This is a genomic window from Pseudomonas sp. 5Vm1k, assembly GCF_056161485.1.
Map to the genome: position 1 here is coordinate 207554 of NZ_JBSPCZ010000006.1, position 15812 is coordinate 223365.

Annotated in this window: 14 protein-coding genes and 1 pseudogene; 11 read left to right on the forward strand and 4 right to left on the reverse strand. The window is 60.3% G+C overall.

From position 1 onward, the window contains the following. Positions 1–57 precede the first annotated feature (57 nt). A complete protein-coding gene (locus ACWIKB_RS14420) occupies positions 58–1545 on the reverse strand; it encodes a helicase HerA-like domain-containing protein (protein ID WP_475267620.1) in 1488 nt (495 codons plus the stop codon). Positions 1546–1732: 187 nt separating this feature from the next. On the opposite strand from ACWIKB_RS14420, the pseudogene ACWIKB_RS14425 reads away from it, so the two are divergent. The 5 genes and pseudogenes from ACWIKB_RS14425 to ACWIKB_RS14445 form a co-directional block, all read left to right on the forward strand. Further along, positions 1733–2764, forward strand: a pseudogene (locus ACWIKB_RS14425) (HAMP domain-containing protein); the annotation flags it as partial. A gap of 93 nt (positions 2765–2857) precedes the next feature. Next, positions 2858–3622: a methyl-accepting chemotaxis protein gene (locus tag ACWIKB_RS14430; RefSeq protein ID WP_375538741.1), complete on the forward strand. Its 765-nt coding sequence runs from the start codon at positions 2858–2860 to the stop codon at positions 3620–3622. 215 nt (positions 3623–3837) lie between these two features. After that, entirely contained in the window at positions 3838–4959 is a 1122-nt protein-coding gene (locus ACWIKB_RS14435) for a glycosyltransferase family 4 protein (RefSeq protein WP_475267621.1), read from the forward strand. Then, positions 4952–5728 carry a DUF2334 domain-containing protein gene (locus ACWIKB_RS14440; RefSeq protein ID WP_475267623.1) on the forward strand — a complete coding sequence of 259 codons (777 nt, stop codon included), beginning with the start codon at positions 4952–4954 and terminating at the stop codon, positions 5726–5728. Before ACWIKB_RS14435 ends, ACWIKB_RS14440 begins: the two co-directional genes overlap by 8 nt. Then, entirely contained in the window at positions 5725–6720 is a 996-nt protein-coding gene (locus ACWIKB_RS14445) for a lysylphosphatidylglycerol synthase transmembrane domain-containing protein (RefSeq protein WP_475267624.1), read from the forward strand. The genes ACWIKB_RS14440 and ACWIKB_RS14445 overlap by 4 nt, the downstream gene beginning before the upstream one ends. Positions 6721–6880: 160 nt before the next feature. Here the strand turns inward: ACWIKB_RS14445 and ACWIKB_RS14450 are convergent, their stop codons facing one another. Next, the gene (locus ACWIKB_RS14450) at positions 6881–7057 is read right to left on the reverse strand and encodes a hypothetical protein (protein WP_265040532.1); all 177 of its coding nucleotides are present in this window, start codon (positions 7055–7057) and stop codon (positions 6881–6883) included. A gap of 82 nt (positions 7058–7139) precedes the next feature. Then, entirely contained in the window at positions 7140–7988 is an 849-nt protein-coding gene (gene purU / locus ACWIKB_RS14455; RefSeq protein ID WP_475267625.1) for a formyltetrahydrofolate deformylase, read from the reverse strand. Between the two features lie 339 nt (positions 7989–8327). Here purU and mvaT point away from each other — a divergent pair, with 339 nt between their 5' ends. Continuing rightward, complete coding sequence (mvaT, locus tag ACWIKB_RS14460; RefSeq protein WP_007945872.1) at positions 8328–8705, forward strand: histone-like nucleoid-structuring protein MvaT; 378 nt, start codon at positions 8328–8330, stop codon at positions 8703–8705. 99 nt (positions 8706–8804) lie between these two features. On the opposite strand, the gene sbcB is transcribed toward mvaT, so the two are convergent. Beyond that, complete coding sequence (gene sbcB / locus ACWIKB_RS14465) at positions 8805–10235, reverse strand: exodeoxyribonuclease I (RefSeq protein ID WP_475267626.1); 1431 nt, start codon at positions 10233–10235, stop codon at positions 8805–8807. A 186-nt stretch (positions 10236–10421) separates the two neighbouring features. Here sbcB and ACWIKB_RS14470 point away from each other — a divergent pair, with 186 nt between their 5' ends. From ACWIKB_RS14470 to ACWIKB_RS14490, 5 genes are read left to right on the forward strand one after another with little or no spacing between them, the layout of a single operon-like run. Next, the gene (locus ACWIKB_RS14470; RefSeq protein WP_475267627.1) at positions 10422–11147 is read left to right on the forward strand and encodes an RDD family protein; all 726 of its coding nucleotides are present in this window, start codon (positions 10422–10424) and stop codon (positions 11145–11147) included. Further along, complete coding sequence (locus tag ACWIKB_RS14475; RefSeq protein WP_475267629.1) at positions 11144–12121, forward strand: stage II sporulation protein M; 978 nt, start codon at positions 11144–11146, stop codon at positions 12119–12121. Before ACWIKB_RS14470 ends, ACWIKB_RS14475 begins: the two co-directional genes overlap by 4 nt. After that, positions 12108–13655: a DUF4129 domain-containing protein gene (locus tag ACWIKB_RS14480; RefSeq protein WP_475267631.1), complete on the forward strand. Its 1548-nt coding sequence runs from the start codon at positions 12108–12110 to the stop codon at positions 13653–13655. Before ACWIKB_RS14475 ends, ACWIKB_RS14480 begins: the two co-directional genes overlap by 14 nt. Continuing rightward, positions 13652–14815: a DUF4350 domain-containing protein gene (locus tag ACWIKB_RS14485; RefSeq protein WP_475267632.1), complete on the forward strand. Its 1164-nt coding sequence runs from the start codon at positions 13652–13654 to the stop codon at positions 14813–14815. The genes ACWIKB_RS14480 and ACWIKB_RS14485 overlap by 4 nt, the downstream gene beginning before the upstream one ends. Further along, a complete protein-coding gene (locus tag ACWIKB_RS14490; protein ID WP_054045051.1) occupies positions 14812–15810 on the forward strand; it encodes an AAA family ATPase in 999 nt (332 codons plus the stop codon). The genes ACWIKB_RS14485 and ACWIKB_RS14490 overlap by 4 nt, the downstream gene beginning before the upstream one ends. The last annotated feature ends 2 nt before the right edge of the window (positions 15811–15812 follow it).

A 15812-nucleotide genomic window follows, 5' to 3' on the forward strand; every position in this document is an offset into this window, starting at 1 on the left:
CTACAGGGTGTACGCCATCAAATGTAGGAGCTGCCGAAGGCTGCGATCTTTTGCTTTTTAGCGGCGTTTGCTGCCACCGAGTAGCGAGCCCATCAGCCCGCGCACCAGCTGTCGGCCCAACTGGTTAGCCGCCTGTCGCATTGCCGATTTCAGCGCCTGCCCCGCCGCCGTGCCGAGGAATTCCCCGGCCTTGTCGGTGAAGCTTGGCTCTTCAGCGGCCGGTTTGCCCGGTGCAACTTCAGCTTCGGGCGCCAGGCCCTTACGTCCCATCAACACTTCATACGCGGATTCGCGATCAATCGGCTTGTCATATCGGCCCTTGAACGGCGACCCGGCGATCAGCATCGTGCGCTCGGTTTCGGTCAACGGCCCGATCCGCGATTGTGGCGGCGCGACCAATACCCGCTGGACCATCTCCGGCGTGCCCTTGTCCTGCAAGGTGCCGACCAGCGCCTCGCCGATCCCCAGTTCGGTCAACACCGACAAGGCATCAAACGCCGGGTTCGGCCGGAAGCCCTCAGCCACGGCGCGCAAGGATTTCTGCTCCTTGGCGGTGAACGCCCGCAAGCCGTGCTGAACACGCAAGCCGAGTTGGGCCAGCACGTCGTCCGGCAAGTCTCCCGGTGATTGGGTGACGAAATACACGCCCACGCCTTTGGAGCGAATCAGCCGCACCACTTGCTCCAGGCGATCCTGCAACGCCTTGGGGGTATCGGCGAACAACAAGTGCGCTTCGTCGAAAAACAGTGCCAGCAGCGGTTTATCCGCATCGCCGCGCTCCGGCAGTTGCTCGAACAACTCCGCCAGCAACCACAACAGGAACGTCGCGTAGACCTTCGGCGCTTCGTGCACCAGACGACTGGCATCCAGCAAGTGGATGCGCCCGCGGCCATCGGCGGTCGGTTGCAGGATGTCTTCGAGTTGCAGCGCCGGTTCGCCGAACAAGGCTTCAGCGCCCTGCTGCTCCAGGGTCGCCAGGCGCCGCAACAGCGCCTGACTGGAACCGGTGGTCATCAATGCCGCGTCTTCGCCCAGCAGTTGCGGGTTGTCCCGCAGGTGATTGAGCAGCGCCTTCAAATCCTTGAGGTCCAGCAGCAACAAGCCTTCGCGGTCCGCGACCTTGAACGCGGCGTACAGCGCCGACTGCTGGCTGTCGGTCAGTTCCAGCAGGGCGCCGATCAGCAATGGCCCCATTTCACTCAGAGTGGTGCGCAATGGATGACCGGACTCACCGTGAATGTCCCACAAGGTCACCGGGTACGCCTGGGGCTTGTAGTTCAGCCACGGCATCCCGGCGATCCGCTCGGCGACCTTGCCTTGCGGGTTGCCGGCGGCGCCCAGGCCACACAGGTCACCTTTGATGTCAGCGGCAAACACCGCCACACCGGCATCGCTGAAGGCTTCGGCCAGGCGCTGCAAGGTGACGGTCTTGCCGGTGCCGGTGGCGCCCGCGACCAGACCGTGACGGTTCGCCAGGCGCATGGCCTGGGCGATCGGCTGCCCCGCGAGGTCGGCGCCGATAACGAGTTGCGATGAGTCAGGCATTTTGTCACCCATGGTTAATCTTTGATCCTTCACGGCCGATAAAAAGAAGTGAGAGACCAGACTGAAAAGAGCGTCGGTAATTCCCTAAGGAGAGACGGAATATCAGCTTACTTTCAACACTGCCCATTTTGCGCGCCTTTATAAAAGCACGCCCTGGACATTAAGACCTTAGCGGACACCCCAAGCCATGAATAAAAATCTGCGCTTCAGCCATAAAATCCTGCTTGCCGCCGCCCTCATTGTTATTGCTGCCTTTGCCTCGTTCACGCTGTACAACGACTATTTGCAGCGCAATGCGATTCGCGAAGACCTGAACAATTACCTCAATGAGATGGGAGAGGTCACCGCCAGCAACATTCAAACCTGGTTGGCCGGTCGCATCCTGCTGATCGACAACCTTGCGCAAAACATCGCCATCAACCCTGAACCGTCCACCGTCGCCAGCCTGCTTGAGCAGAAAGCCCTGACGTCGACGTTCATGGCGTCCTACCTGGGTGATGCCACCGGGCACTTCACCATCCGCCCGGACGCCAAAATGCCTGACGGCTTCGACCCACGGGTTCGCCCCTGGTACAAAGGCGCCGAAAGCAGCAGCACGCCAACCCTGACCGAACCCTACATCGATGCGGCCACCGGCCAGACCATCATCTCCATCGCCACCGCCTCGAAAAAGGCCGGACAAAGCGTCGGCGTAGTGGGCGGCGACCTGAGCCTGCAAACCCTGATCGACACCCTCAGCGCCCGGGATTTCGACGGCATGGGTTATGCCTTCCTGGTCAGCGCCGACGGCAAGATCCTGGTGCACCCGGACAAAGCCATGGTGATGAAGTCCCTCAGCGAGGCCTACCCGAAAAACACCCCGCGCATCAGCAGCGATTACAGTGAAGTAGACGTCGACGGCAAGACTCGCATCGTCACCTTCACGGCGATCAAAGGCCTGCCGTCGGTCAACTGGTACATCGGCTTGTCGGTGGACAAAGACAAAGCCTTTGCCATGCTCAGCGAATTCCGCGCCTCGGCGGTCGTTGCCACGGTGATTGCGGTGGCCATCATCATCGCCCTGCTCGGTATGCTGATCCGCATCCTGATCCAGCCGCTGCACGTCATGACCCGCGCCATGGAAGACATCGCCGACGGTGAAGGCGACCTGACCAAACGCCTGACCATTCAGAATAATGACGAATTCGGCATCCTCGGCACCGCTTTCAACCGGTTCGTGGAGCGGATTCATACCTCGATTCGCGAAGTGTCCTCAGCCACCGGCCAGGTCAACGAAGTCGCCCTGCGTGTGGTGGCGGCCTCAAACTCGTCGATGTTCAACTCCGACCAGCAGGCCTCGCGCACCAACAGCGTGGCCGCCGCAATCAACCAGCTCGGTGCCGCCGCCCAGGAAATTGCGCGCAACGCCGCGCAAGCGTCGAATCAGGCCAGCGACGCCCGCAGCCTGGCTGAAGACGGCCAGCAAGTGGTGGATCGCAGCATCAAGGCGATGAATCAGCTGTCGAGCATGCTCAGCGCGTCGAGCACCAACATCGAGTCGCTGAACAGCAAAACCGTGAACATCGGCCAGATTCTCGAAGTGATCACCAGCATTTCCCAACAAACCAACCTGCTGGCGCTCAACGCCGCGATTGAAGCGGCACGCGCTGGTGAAGCCGGACGTGGTTTCGCGGTGGTGGCCGACGAAGTTCGCAACCTTGCGCATCGCACCCAGGAATCGGCGCAACAGGTGCAGACCATGATCGAGGAGCTGCAAGTCGGCGCCCGGGAGTCCGTCAGCACCATGAGCGAAAGCCAGCGCCACAGCCAGGACAGCGTGGAAATCGCCAACCTGGCCGGCGAACGCCTGAACAGCGTGACCTTGCGTATCGGCGAGATCGACGGCATGAACCAATCGGTGGCTACCGCGACCGAAGAGCAAACCGCTGTTGTGGAGTCGATCAACGTCGACATCACCGAGATCAACACGCTGAACCAGGAAGGCGTGGAGAACCTGCAATCGACATTGCGCGCGTGCTCGGACCTTGAGCAGCAGGCGGCGCGGTTGAAGCAGTTGGTGGGCAGTTTCCGTATTTAGTGCCTGATCCGCCCCCTTCGCGAGCAAGCCCGCTCCCACACTGGATCTGCTGTGAACATATCCATTGTGTGCACTACAGATCCAGTGTGGGAGCGGGCTTGCTCGCGAAGGCGGCCTCACTAACACCACATCCCTCGCTACCCCCCACCGCAAAACCCCAAACGAACATCTATCCTTCATAAAGGTCAACCTAGGGAGAGGACCGGACCGGAGGGATGTTCATCGTGCATATCGCTGACATAACCATGTTCTACGCCCCTGCCAGCGGTGGCGTGCGCACGTATCTGGATGCCAAGCACCGTCGCCTCAGCGTAAAGCCGGGCATTCGTCACAGCCTGTTGATACCGGGTAAACACCTCAGCGAACAGGATGGTGTCTATCAGGTTCCCGCCCCCGCCCTGCCCTTCGGCAAGGGTTATCGCTTTCCTCTCCGTTTGGCGCCATGGCGCAATGTCTTGCAGGACTTGCAGCCCGACCTGATCGAAGTCGGCGACCCGTACCTCACGGCCTGGGCGGCGCTGGATGCCCGGCGGCAACTGGATGTGCCGGTGATAGGTTTTTATCACTCGGACCTGCCGTTGCTGGTCAGCAATCGCATGGGCAATTGGGTCACCACCAATGTTGAAGCCTATGTCAGCAAGCTCTATGGCAACTTCGACCGGGTGCTCGCGCCGAGCCAGGTCATGGCCGATAAGTTGACCGGTCTGGGTGTGCGCAATGTCTTTGTGCAGCCGCTGGGCGTCGACCTGCAAACCTTCAACCCTGGTGCCCGCGATCTGGGCCTAAGGGCCGAACTTGGAATCGATGAAAACACCCGGTTGCTGATTTTCGCCGGCCGCGGTTCCAAGGAAAAAAACCTGCCGGTGCTGCTCGCCTGCATGAAACGCCTGGGGCCTCGCTACCACTTGCTGTTGGTGGGCTCATCGATGCCAGCCCAGGTGCCGGGCAACGTGACGGTGATGGATAAATTTTGCCCGGCAGCGCAAGTCGCGCGATTACTGGCCAGTGCCGATGCGCTGCTGCATGCAGGTGATCAGGAAACCTTCGGCCTGGTGATCCTCGAAGCCATGGCCAGCGGCATTCCGGTAGTCGCCGTGGCGGCCGGGGCCTTTCAGGAAATTGTCACCGATCAATGCGGCTTGCTGTGTACCCCCAACAATCCCCTGGCGATGGCCAACGCGGTACGCGAGTTGTTCAGCCGTGGCAGTGTCACGCTGGGCGAACAGGCCCGGCAACATGTCGAACGGCATTACGCCTGGGACGCGGTGGTCAACAGCCTGTTGGGGCACTATCACGCCGTGCTAGGCAGCCAATGGCCGCTGACTGCCAATGGCTGACTCCATCCCCCCTCGGGCGTTGCTGCTGGTGTTGCACGATGTCGCACCGCAGACCTGGGCCGATTACCAACCTTTTGTCGAAGCCGTCGATGCCTTGGGCGCAGTGCCGATAACCTGGCTGGTGGTGCCCGACTTCCACAAGCACAACGATCTGGAGGCTCATCCAGGATTTCGTCGGATGTTGAGCGGTCGTGTCAACCGGGGCGACGAGTTGGCGCTGCACGGTTACTTTCATTGCGACGACAGTCCGCCGGCCACGACGCCTAGGGACTGGCTCATGCGGCGCATCTACACCCACGAAGGCGAGTTCTACAGCCTGTCTTTGGAAGCCGCCCTCGCCCGCCTGCGCGCCGGTATCGAAGTGTTTCACCGCTACAATTGGCCCTTGCAGGGTTTTGTCGCCCCCGCCTGGCTGATGAGCGAAGGCACGCGCCAGGCATTGCGTCAGTTGTCATTGAGTTACACCAGCGATCCACAACATCTGTATCGTCTGCCGGACTTCTGCGCGATCGATGCCCCCGGTTTGGTCTGGAGTGCGCGCAGTGCCTGGCGCCGCGGGCTATCGAAACTGGTCAGCGATCAACGCGAACAGCGCTGGCAGCAAGCACCGGTGATTCGCCTCGGCCTGCACCCGGTGGACATGCGTCATGGATTTTCCCGCAATTACTGGCTACAAACCCTTAAACGCTTACTCGACGAGGGCCGTGTGCCAATGACCAAGGCCAACTGGCTGACGCTGCACCAAGACCGTATCGGCCGCGCCGCATGAGTCGGGGGATTCTGCTGTTTCTCGCCCTGCTCGCGGCGGTACTGATTCCGTTGGTGCTGGGCGGCAACGAAACCTGGTCGCGCCTGCAAAGCTTTCCGTTGAGCGGCTTGCTAATCATGTTCGGCATGATCTTGCTGTGCTGGGTCGTGAACACGATGCGCTTGCGCCTGTTGCTGGGCGATCAGCGCGACAAGGTCAGCCGCGTCAAAAGCCTCGGCGTGGTAATGGCCGCCGAGTTCGCCTACTGCGCCACACCCGGCGGCAGTGGCGGGCCGCTGACCATCATGGCTCTACTGGCCCGCAACGGCGTGCGCCCGGCCAGGGGCAGCGCGGTATTTGCCATGGACCAGTTGAGCGACCTGCTGTTTTTCCTCTGCGCCCTGAGCGGGATTCTGATTTATGCGCTGTTCCAGCACCTAAGCCAGCGCATGGAGTGGCTGCTGACGGTCAGCGCCATCTCGATGTTCGGCGGGTTGGTCAGTTGCGTGGTGGTGGCACGTTATCACCGCTTGTTGATTCGCCTGAGCGGCCGGTTGCTGGCGCGCATGAACGTCAAAGCGACCACACGCCTGCGCTGGGCGCGAAAACTCCTGCATTTTCTGGCGGCGTTCACCGACACCTTGAAGCTGCCCTATCAGACATTGATCAAAGTCTTTGCCTTGACCTGCGTGCATTGGGCGATCCGCTACAGCGTGTTGTATCTGGCGTTACGCGGGCTCGGGGCGGATTTGCAGTGGGCCTGGACGTTTCTGATCCAGATGCTTTCGCTGAGTGCCGGGCAATTCAGCCTGTTGCCGGGCGGTGCCGGAGCGGCGGAATTGACGTCGGCGGCGCTGTTGGCGCCGATGGTGGGGAAATCCACCGCAGCAGCGGCGATCCTGATCTGGCGGGCGGTGACGTATTACTTTTATCTGGTGGTCGGCGGGCCGGTGTTTTTAATGATGCTGGGGCGGCCGCTGCTCAAGAAGTTGATGAAGTTCAAACAAGCCTGAAGCCCAATGTAGGAGCGAGGCTTGCCCGCGAAGACGGCGAGACATTCAATATTGATGTTGGCAGACACAGCGCTTTCGCGGGCAAGCCTCGCTCCTGCATTTGGAACGCATTCCACCCCTAGGAGCTGCCGAAGGCTCGGGCCGCGATCGGATGATCTTTTCAGGGTTTAACCCCTTCGTCGTCGGACTCCGGCTTCAACTCTTCCCATAACTCCGCCGCTCCGGGAAATTCCGTCCCGTCCTCCGGGCTCATGTCGTCCGGGTCATAACGACTCAAGCAACCTTCGCCCAATGTGGCGGGCGCCTTGGACGTGGCTTTGTCCAGTGGATCGGCCATGGTCAATGTCCTCAGTGCAGAAACGGCGAAGGGCCTGAAGCGATTGAACGCCCAGGCCCTTCGAATTTCAACTGCGCGGTGGTTAGAACACGACAGTTTTATTGCCGTGCACCAGCACCCGGTCTTCCAGGTGATAACGCAAACCACGGGCCAGCACCATCTTCTCGACATCACGACCGAAACGCACCATGTCTTCGATGCTGTCGCTGTGGCTGACGCGCACAACGTCCTGCTCGATGATCGGGCCGGCGTCCAGCTCTTCAGTGACATAGTGGCAAGTGGCGCCGATCAACTTCACGCCGCGCAGGGAAGCCTGGTGATACGGCTTGGCCCCGACGAACGACGGCAGGAAGCTGTGGTGAATATTGATAACTTTGTGGGCATATTCGCTGCACAGCGCCGGCGGCAGAATCTGCATGTAACGGGCAAGTACCACCACTTCGGCATCGTGATGTTTGACCAGACGCGAGACTTCAGCAAAGGCTGGCTCTTTGTCCTGCGGATTGACCGGTACGTGGTAGTACGGAATGCCGTGCCACTCGACCATGCTGCGCAAGTCATCATGGTTGGAAATCACGCAGGAAATTTCGCAGTCCAGTTCATCGCTGTGCCAGCGGTGCAACAAGTCGGCCAGGCAATGAGATTCACGGCTGGCCATCAACACCACGCGCTTCTTTTGCGCGGTATCGGTAATACGCCAATTCATCGAGAACTCTTCAGCGATCGGCGCAAAAGCTTCGCGAAAAGCTTCGAGACCGAAAGGCAGCGAGTCGGCACGAATTTCGTGACGCATGAAGAACCAGCCACTGAGATTATCCGAGTGATGGCTCGCTTCAGTGATCCAGCCGTTATGTGACGCCAGAAAGTTACTGACTTTAGCAACGATACCGACGCGGTCCGGGCAAGCAATCACCAGCCGAAAAGTGCGCATGAGGGTCAAACTCCAGAACTTCGCAAAGGCCGCCATTCTAGCGATTGCGCAGCAAAACTGCAGTATTGATCACACCTGGCCATGCACGCTGTTCAGCAAAACGGATTTGCGCCAGCACCGCTACCCTCGCGATGGTGTTCTTGCAGCCCATCTTCAAGTGATCAATTGTGAATATCTGTGATGAATACCCTGACACTATTTAACAACACATCAGATTTGTGACGGACTCACCGCAACTAAATTAAATAAACACCGGTTAAATGTTTACTTGATGAAACACCCTGACTATTATTGCCGCACTGTCCCCTGCCATCCTGCGTCCTACATAAGGTAGTCCTCATGTCCTTGATCAACGAATACCGTGCCACCGAAGAAGCTATCAAAGAGCTGCAAGCCCGTTTGAAGAATCTGTCCCAAGACGACAAACTGCAAACCGAGCTGGAATTCGAAGGCAAACTGCGCACCCTGATGGGTGAATACTCCAAATCCCTGCGTGACATCATCGCGCTGTTGGATCCAGAGTCCAAATCCAAAGCTCCACGCGGCGGTGCAGTAAAAACTACTGGCACCAAGCGTGCTCGCAAAGTTAAACAATACAAAAACCCGCACAACGGCGAAGTCATCGAAACCAAAGGTGGCAACCACAAAACTCTGAAAGAGTGGAAAGCCAAGTGGGGCGGTGACGTGGTTGAAGGCTGGGCTACCCTGCTGGGCTAAGCTGCACGCCTGTTGCAGACTGATTCTGCAACACAAAAGAACGCCAGCTGATGCTGGCGTTTTTTTATGCCTGGAATTCAACAATCATCATTTTCGATTTCAAAGACTCAAACGTTTGCGTAATGCCTGGACATAATTCCGCCATTCATCCAGCACCTCTTGCTGAAACGGTGTAGCACTAGTCGCCAATTGAGTCGTGGCCTCTGCAAAAGATTCGAGGGTATTGGGTGCCCCCCACTCCGGCGCAGTCAAACGCTGCTGACAAAATATCCGCCAGCGTTCTTGCTCTTCGAAATTCAACGTATCGGGGAAGTTGCGTGCTCGATATCGAAACAATAATTGCGGTAAACGTTCATCATCGAACGGCCATTGTTGTTGTGCTAATTGCACAGGGTCAGCGGCCCGGACTTGCTCACATAGACGCCGATCCCGATCACCGATAAATCCATCGTATAACTGTTGCTCCGGGTCTTGGCTCGCAGCGAAATCTTCGCGGGCATAAATCGCCATGACTTTATCTTGCCAAACTTGTTGTGCGTCACTTAGCCGCAGCGCCCGCTGCTGATATAGCGCCATATCCAGCCCCAGGCGTTGCTGATCTTGCGGACGAAGTACCGACAGCGGCGCCACCACCGGGCATTTATTGATATGAATGAGTTTGAGCGGCACCGGCAGCTCACCGTCAGCCAGATCATCGCGGCGGGTATACAGGCGCTGACGCAAGGTCTCGGCATCCAGATCAAGCAGGCCCTGGGGGTCCAGGTGCAGGTCACAGACAATCAGCGCGTTCTTGTTCCGCGGATGCCAAGCCAGGGGCAACACCACACCGATATAACTGCGATCCGCCGAAAAACGCCCGGAGATGTGCACCATCGGTTGTAACAGCCGAACCTGATCCATCACCTTCTGTTTACTGCGCAACTGGAACAGCCAGTCAAACAGCTTCGGTTGTTTTTCCCGAATCAGGCGGGCCAGGGCAATCGTCGCCCGAACGTCCGACAAGGCTTCGTGAGCATTGCCGTGATCGATGCCATTGGCGACCGTCAGGCGATCCAGTTTGAGCGTCACCCGCCCTTCGTCGTCCGTCGGCCAGGCCAGGCCATCGGGACGCAAGGCATAGGCCGCGCGCACCACATCGATCAGGTCCCAGCGACTGTTGCCGCTCTGCCACTCGCGGGCGTAAGGATCGAAAAAGTTTCGATACAGGCTGTAACGGGTCATCTCGTCGTCAAAACGCAACGTGTTGTAACCCGCCCCGCACGTACCGGGAGCCGCGAGTTGGGCATGCACCCGCGTCATGAAGTCGGCTTCGCTCAACCCTTGTTCGGCCAGTCGACTCGGCGTGATACCGGTGATCGCGCAGGCTGCCGGATGCGGCAGGATGTCGTCACTGGGCTGGCAATACAGATTGACCGGCTCGTCTATTTCATTGAGGTCGAAGTCGGTGCGAATCCCCGCGACTTGCAGCGGGCGGTCGCAACGGGGGTTGATGCCAGTGGTTTCATAGTCGTACCAGAAGATGGAGGTCACGGGCTGTTCCTGAACTGAAGACCGGCGAAGTCTAGGCGCAGACCAGTCGCTGCGGCCAGTCATCTTGTCATTCAATCATTTGCGGCCTTGCATCGTGCAATACATAGTTATGTCGTTTCCCCCCGAGAGGCTGCTAGCATCGGACAGACATTGAATCCCGATCCGGCCACATCATTCAGGTTGCCCATGCTCGAGACCACAGCACTGCCAAGGAAAGCGACGCTGTCCCCGCCACTGGACACGCGGTATCAAGTCGAAACGCCCGAAGGCATCGACTTGCCACTGCGTCCGGCCGGGTTGATGGTCCGTGCGCTGGCATTCACCATCGACCTTGGCCTGCGCGGGCTGATCCTCGGTGTGTTGTTCATCGTTTTGGCGTTCCTCGGCAAACTTGGCGCCGGGCTGGGTTCGATCCTGCTGTTCGGAGTCAGTTGGTGGTACATGGTGCTGTTCGAGGTGCTCAACCAGGGCCGCTCGCCCGGCAAGCAGTGGATGGGCCTGCGGGTGGTGCAGGACGACGGTACGCCGGTTGGCTGGTCGGCCTCGCTGCTGCGCAACCTGCTGCGGTTTGTCGACCTGTTGCCGTTCGGCTACTTCCTCGGCGCCATCAGTTGCCTGCAACATCCGAGCTTCAAGCGTCTCGGCGACCTTGCCGCCGGTACGCTGGTGATCTACAGCGAACAACGCCTCACCCGCCCCGACCTGCCCGACGCCCAACCCCGGCGCCCGACCTTTGCCCTGACGCTCACCGAGCAGCGCGCCATCCTCGGTTTTGCCGAACGCCAAGGCGAACTCTCCCCGGCACGGGTCAATGAACTGGCGACCATCCTCGCTCAACCGTTGCAAGTTCCGCCGCCGCGAGCCGTGGCCGAACTCAATGGCATTGCCCGCAGCTTGTTGGGCCCCACATGAAGCAAAGCCTTTTCGAAAGTCGCCACAAGGCCGAATGGGAGCAGTTCGCCCTGCTCCTCGACCGTTTGGAACGAGGCAAGGAAGCCTCCCGCATCGTCAGTTTCCCGAAAGATTATCGCCGCCTCTGCCACCACCTGGCCCTGGCCCGGGAGCGCGGCTACAGCAGTTTCCTGGTGGATTCGTTGCAGCATCAGGTGCTACGCGGGCATCAACAGTTTTATCGGCATCGCAGCCGGTTGGGGGCTAACGCGCTGGCATTTATCCTGGCCGACTTCCCGCGCCTGGTGCGCCAGCAGTGGCCCTTCGTGCTCGCCGCCGGGCTGATGTTTTTTGGCAGCCTGGTCGGCATGGGTTTGCTGGTGTATCTGTTCCCGGATCTGATCTACAACCTGATCCCGGCAGATCAGGTGAGTGAGATGCAAAGCATGTACGACCCGGTCGCCGGGCACCTCGGGCGCTCGGCCGAACGGGCGGCCAGCGAAGACTGGGTGATGTTCGGCTACTACATCATGCACAACATCGGCATCGCCTTTCAGACCTTCGCCAGCGGTTTGCTGTTTGGCCTGGGCAGCGCGTTTTTCCTGCTCTTCAACGGCTTGACCATCGGCGCGGTGGCCGGGCACCTGACCCACATCGGTTACGGTCAAACCTTCTGGTCATTCGTGATCGGCCACGGCGCTTTCGAGTTGAGCGCCATCGCCCTGTCTGGCGCCGCCGGTTTGCAACTGGGCTGGGCCTTGATTGCACCGGGTCGCCTGCCCAGAGCTGAAGCGTTGCGTCTCGCAGCGCGTAAAAGTGTGCTGTTGATCTGCGGGGTGATGCTGTTTCTGCTGATTGCGGCGTTTATCGAAGCCTACTGGTCGTCCATGACCGCACCGGCGCCGCTGACCAAGTACCTGGTTGGCGCCGGGCTCTGGGTTCTCATGGCGGTATACCTTCTATTTGCCGGACGGACTCGCCATGCGCCTGAATGACGCCACCGTGGTGATTCGCCCGCGCAATACCTGGGAAGCCATGGACCTGGGTGTGCTGCTGACTCAGCGGCATCGTCGGTTGTTGATGACCAGTTGGGCCATCGTGACTTTGCCGGTGTTCATCCTGCTCAGCCTGCTGCTGTGGGATTCACCGTCCCTGGCAGTGTTTATTTTCTGGTGGCTCAAACCGGCGTTCGACCGGCTGCCGTTGTACATCCTGTCGAAAACCCTGTTCGGTGAAACGCCAACGCTCAAACAAGCCCTGCGCCAATGGCCGCAATTGCTCAAGCCGCAACTGTTGGCCAGCCTGACCTGGCGCCGCCTGAGCCTGAGCCGCAGTTTCTTGATGCCCGTGGTGCAACTCGAAGGCCTGGACGGCACGGCACGCCAACACCGCTTGCATGTGCTGCTGCAACGTAATGCCGGCGCCGCGCAATGGCTGACGATCATCGGCGTGCACCTGGAAAGCGCCTTGTGGATCGGCTTGATGGTGTTGTTCTACCTGCTACTGCCGCAACAGATCGAACTCGACTGGGACTGGCAGACCCTCATTGCCGCCGCCACTCACGACTGGCGCTGGCTGGAACACCTGACCAATGCCTTTTACGCGCTGGTGCTGGTGGTGTGGGAACCGATCTATGTGGCCTGCGGTTTCAGCCTCTACCTGAACCGGCGCACGGTGCTGGAGGCCTGGGACATCGAACTGGTGTTCCGCCGAATGCGCCAGCGCCTGAGCAGCACGGCGGTCGCCCTGTTGCTGGCGGTGCTAGTGATGATGCCAACGGCGCAAAGCGTCTGGGCCGCCGAGCCGGTGATTTCGCCGGACACGCCACGCCTGCTGGACCAGCCCCTGACCAGTCAGGCGTCCCGTGACAGCATCAAGGCGATCCTTGAGCAGCCGCCGTTCAAGAACAAGGAGTCCGTCACCCGTTATCGTTTTGGTGAAGAAAAACCTGCCACTCAGACCAAAGCGGACGATGGCACCACGCCCGAATGGTTGAAGGCGCTGCTGCGGCTGCTGGATAACCCTCGCTTCGGTGCCATGGCCACGCTGATCGAAGTGTTGCTGTGGAGCACCGTAATCGCGGCCATCGGATTATTGATCTGGCGCTATCGCGACTGGTTGCAAGCGTTTGTCAGCCGCAGGCCAACCCGGCGCCACAGGATGGAACGCCCGGCGCCGAAGCAACTGTTCGGGCTGGACGTGCATCACGAAACCCTGCCCGCCGATGTCGCCGCCAGTGCCGAAGCGCTCTGGCAGACCAACCCTCGCGAAGCCCTCGGCCTGCTATATCGGGCGCTGCTCAGCCGCTTGTTGCATGATTTCAATCTGCTCTTGAAAGACGCCGACACCGAAGGCCAGGTGCTGGAGCGCATCGGGCAACTGCAGCAACCGGCGTTGCTGGCCTTCAGTCAAACCCTGACCCGCCACTGGCAGAACCTGGCCTATGGGCATCGCCTGCCGCCAGCACAGTTGCAACAGGAACTCTGTGACGGCTGGCGCGCGCTGTTCAATCCGGGAGCCGCCCGTTGAACCGGCGTGGGTGGCAGGCACTCGGCGCGGTGTTCGCGGTGCTGTTCGGCGCGTTGTGCTTTTATCTGTACCTCAAGGCCACGCCCTATCAGGAGATCGTCGATCACGGCCCTTCCCCCGAAGCCCGGGCCAATCCCTATCTGGCGGCGGAGCAATTTCTGCGCAAGCAGGGAGTCGCGGTCACGCACGCCAACAGCCTCGACGTGCTGCCCGGCATCGATCCGCGCCAACACAGCCTGTTGCTGTTCGGTGATCGCTCGAACATGACCCCGCGCCAGATCGATCAAGTACTGAACTGGACCCGCGCCGGTGGCCGCCTGCTGTTTGTCGCCGAGTCCCTGTGGGATGAGAAGACCGGCCAGAGCAATGACCTGCTGCTCGACCGGGTGCAGTTGCATCAATCCTTGAGCAAGGATCTCAAGGATTTACCGCCCGACCCCATCGACGATCCGTATCCGGACCTGACCAAGCTCTACCTGGAAGACGAAGACGCCCCGGCCTACGTAAGTTTCGATACCGCGTTCCATCTCGAAGACCCGAAGAACCTCGCCCAGGCCTGGGCCAACAGTGGCAAGGCCACGCACATGATGCAACTGAGCCACGGGCTCGGCTCGATCACCGTGGTCACCGACGCCGACCTGTGGAAAACCCCGGCCATCGAGCAATACGACAATGCCTGGTTGCTTTGGTATTTGAATGCCGACACCAGTGTGACGTTGCTCTACAACACTGATCACGATTCGCTGCTGACCTTGCTACTGCGCTATTTCCCCCAAGCGCTGATCGCCCTCGCCGCCCTGATCGGCCTCGGTTGCTGGCACGTCGGCGTGCGCCATGGCCCGCTGCTGCAACCGGCGCCAAGAGCCCGTCGCCAACTTCAGGAACACCTGCGCGCCAGCGCCGATTTCATGCTGCGCCGCCATGGCCAGGACAGCCTGTTGCAGGCCTTGCAGCAAGACGTCTTGCGTCGCGCCCGACGCCGTCATCCCGGTTTCGAACAATTGGCGGTTGCCGAACAATGGTTGGTGCTCGCGCGCCTGACCCGGCAACCCACCCGCGCCATCAGCCAGGCCCTGAGCCCGCGCCCGAAACAGCGGCTGTCCAGCGCTGAATTCAGCCGTCAGGTCGCCCACCTGCAAACCTTGAGGAATGCCTTATGAGTGACATCGAGCCCGGCACACCCAACCACGCCGCCCAGCAACGCCAGCGCGCCAGTCAATTGGCCCAGGCGGTGCGCAGCGAACTGCAGAAAGCCGTGATCGGCCAGGACATCGTGATCGATAACGTGCTCACCGCGCTGATTGCCGGCGGCCATGTGTTGCTCGAAGGCGTGCCGGGGCTGGGCAAGACCTTGCTCGTGCGGGCACTGGCGCGCTGCTTCGGTGGCGAGTTCGCGCGCATCCAGTTCACCCCGGACCTGATGCCCAGCGACGTCACCGGGCATGCGGTGTACGACCTGCAAACCGAGCAGTTCAAACTGCGTAAAGGCCCACTGTTCACCAACCTATTGCTGGCCGACGAGATCAACCGTGCCCCGGCGAAAACCCAGGCGGCGCTGCTTGAAGCGATGCAGGAACGCCAGGTCACGCTGGAAGGCCGGGCGCTACCGATTGCGCAACCGTTCATGGTGCTCGCCACGCAAAACCCGATCGAACAGGAAGGCACCTACCCCCTGCCGGAAGCCGAGCTGGATCGCTTCATGCTCAAGGTGCGCATGGATTATCCCGACGCCGAGCAGGAGCTGGACATGGTGCGCCAGGTCACCCGTTCGACCCGGGCCGACATGCTCGATGTGCAACCCTTGCGCACCGTGCTGCAAGCCAAGGACGTCATGGCGCTGCAACGGATCGCCAGCGACTTGCCCCTAGATGAACAGGTGCTCGACTACGCCATCCGCCTGGCCCGCGCCACCCGCACTTGGCCCGGCCTGACCCTCGGCGCCGGTCCACGAGCTTCCATCGCACTGGTGCGTTGCGCCCGGGCGCGAGCGTTGTTGCGCGGTGGCGAGTTTGTGATTCCGGATGACATCAAGGGCTGTGCGCTGGCGGTGTTGCGCCATCGCGTACGCATTGCACCGGAGCTGGATATTGAAGGGCTGGACGTCGATCAGGTGCTCGGCCAGATGCTCGAACAAGTCCCGGCGCCGCGCCTGTGATC

Bases quoted from the DNA above. Each gene is read 5' to 3' on its own strand.
- ACWIKB_RS14420 (WP_475267620.1), bottom strand. From the start codon at position 1,545: ATGCCTGACTCATCGCAACTCGTTATCGGCGCCGACCTCGCGGGGCAG.
- ACWIKB_RS14430 (WP_375538741.1), top strand. From the start codon at position 2,858: ATGTTCAACTCCGACCAGCAGGCCTCGCGCACCAACAGCGTGGCCGCC.
- ACWIKB_RS14435 (WP_475267621.1), top strand. From the start codon at position 3,838: ATGTTCATCGTGCATATCGCTGACATAACCATGTTCTACGCCCCTGCC.
- ACWIKB_RS14440 (WP_475267623.1), top strand. From the start codon at position 4,952: ATGGCTGACTCCATCCCCCCTCGGGCGTTGCTGCTGGTGTTGCACGAT.
- ACWIKB_RS14445 (WP_475267624.1), top strand. From the start codon at position 5,725: ATGAGTCGGGGGATTCTGCTGTTTCTCGCCCTGCTCGCGGCGGTACTG.
- ACWIKB_RS14450 (WP_265040532.1), bottom strand. From the start codon at position 7,057: ATGGCCGATCCACTGGACAAAGCCACGTCCAAGGCGCCCGCCACATTG.
- purU (WP_475267625.1), bottom strand. From the start codon at position 7,988: ATGCGCACTTTTCGGCTGGTGATTGCTTGCCCGGACCGCGTCGGTATC.
- mvaT (WP_007945872.1), top strand. From the start codon at position 8,328: ATGTCCTTGATCAACGAATACCGTGCCACCGAAGAAGCTATCAAAGAG.
- ACWIKB_RS14470 (WP_475267627.1), top strand. From the start codon at position 10,422: ATGCTCGAGACCACAGCACTGCCAAGGAAAGCGACGCTGTCCCCGCCA.
- ACWIKB_RS14475 (WP_475267629.1), top strand. From the start codon at position 11,144: ATGAAGCAAAGCCTTTTCGAAAGTCGCCACAAGGCCGAATGGGAGCAG.
- ACWIKB_RS14480 (WP_475267631.1), top strand. From the start codon at position 12,108: ATGCGCCTGAATGACGCCACCGTGGTGATTCGCCCGCGCAATACCTGG.
- ACWIKB_RS14490 (WP_054045051.1), top strand. From the start codon at position 14,812: ATGAGTGACATCGAGCCCGGCACACCCAACCACGCCGCCCAGCAACGC.